Raw genomic sequence first — 1,590 nt, 5'->3', positions numbered from 1 at the left:
GCCTCATAGCTTTTGTGTCCATCCACTAGGATTCTTTATTTACTGCTTTTAAAAAATTGATGAATTCCTTGTCGAAAGTTATTAAATGCACATTAAGCCAGTCAACTAAAGTTTGGTGCAAATGCAGGGCATATAGATATACATGTCTGTATTTATAAGGAGGATTTCCCTCTACATAATGATAATGATATCTTATTTGCTCATAAGTATCTTTAAAGAAGGTATGCGCCTTTTTATGCTCTAAATATTTACTATAGTCATACGTTTTCATGTATTTTTCTTCTATTTCAAAATGAACAGTTGTATAAAAATCAAGATCTTCAACGATTTTTATTATTTCATCTTTGCACTTACTTTCTTTACAAGCTTGATAAAGTGCGTTTACGTTATCAATTATCTTTTTATTCTGCTCATCAATCTCTTCTATTCCTGTTCTAAGATCTTCCGTCCATTCTATATGTAGTTCGTTATTCATGATTGACTCCAAAATCTTTTAATTAACTTGATATAACCTGATAAAATTATTTTACATCTGTTTTGAGATTAGTTTTATTGGTCATATTACCAATCTGTAGGCTTGATTTAATTATAATTATTGGGTCAAAATAATTTATATCTGGTGACGATGCATCGTTTCATGCTTTGAGATTGTTTCGCAAGAACGATTATTGTTTGGTGACCGTGTTTTTTATGGCTCACAATGACAGTGCGTGTCATCCTGAACGTTAGTAAAAGATCTCTTAGATTCTTCGCTTCGCTCAGAATGACAATGCGGGGTATTATTAGAAAGATCGGCGACTTAAAAGAGTGACTTTGTCACCTCAGAATGATAGAGGGGGCATCATTGAAGAGTTTCTGATTTGATTTAATTATGTAGAATCCGACCTTTTTGGGTCGGATTATTTGTTTTATACTTTATTTTTCTTTTGATTTACGCTACTTGTCTTGACTTAACCTGCTCTATGGCCTTTTTTTCTTTTAAATAAGTTTTGTATAAATCATAATTGCTCTGTAAATTCATCCAGAATTCAGGAGTAGTGCCGAAATAATTTGCCAGCTTTAAAGCCATTAGAGGACTTATTCCTCTTTTTTCATTATATATCTCACTAATAGTCTTTATTCCTACGTGTAAATCTTCTGAAAGTTTAGCTTGAGTTATACCAAGAGGCTTAGTAAATTCTTCCTGTAATATTATCCCCGGGTGGGTGAATGGTTTTACTTCTATCATATATATCTCCTTATTTGTGATAATCATCTATATAGACATTGTAGGCGTTCCCGTCTCTAAATTGGAATATCAGCCTGTATTGATCATTAATTCTTATGCTGTAATAACCTTTTAAATCTCCTTGGAGTTTCTCTAATCTGTTTGCCGGCGGGACTTTTAAATCCTGCTCTTTATAAGAAGCTTGCAGCATATCCAGCTTTCTTTTTCCGACCTTCGCTACATCTTGAGAAAACTTTTTAGGATGTTCTCCATTAAAGATTTTTTCAGTTTCCCTGCATTTAAAATTTATAATCATATTGGTATATTATCACAATACGATAAGTAGTTCAATATATATGATAAAAGATTTTATTATACTCAAG

At 32.0% G+C, this 1,590-nt stretch carries 3 protein-coding genes; all 3 read right to left on the bottom strand.

Annotation, left to right across the window (positions count from 1 at the left end):
- Nucleotides 1-25: 25 nt before the first annotated feature.
- A complete protein-coding gene (locus A2255_09765; protein ID OGI23145.1) occupies nucleotides 26-475 on the bottom strand; it encodes a hypothetical protein in 450 nt (149 codons plus the stop codon).
- Between the two features lie 456 nt (nucleotides 476-931).
- A complete protein-coding gene (locus A2255_09760; protein ID OGI23144.1) occupies nucleotides 932-1,228 on the bottom strand; it encodes an addiction module antidote protein, HigA family in 297 nt (98 codons plus the stop codon).
- 10 nt (nucleotides 1,229-1,238) lie between these two features.
- A complete protein-coding gene (locus A2255_09755) occupies nucleotides 1,239-1,523 on the bottom strand; it encodes a plasmid maintenance system killer protein (protein ID OGI23143.1) in 285 nt (94 codons plus the stop codon).
- Nucleotides 1,524-1,590: the final 67 nt, after the last annotated feature.

This window comes from Candidatus Melainabacteria bacterium RIFOXYA2_FULL_32_9 (assembly GCA_001784615.1).
Lineage (GTDB): Bacteria > Cyanobacteriota > Vampirovibrionia > Gastranaerophilales > UBA9579 > UBA9579.
The sequence above is the reverse complement of the archived record's forward strand: the minus strand, read 5'-3'. Positions and strand labels throughout refer to the sequence as shown.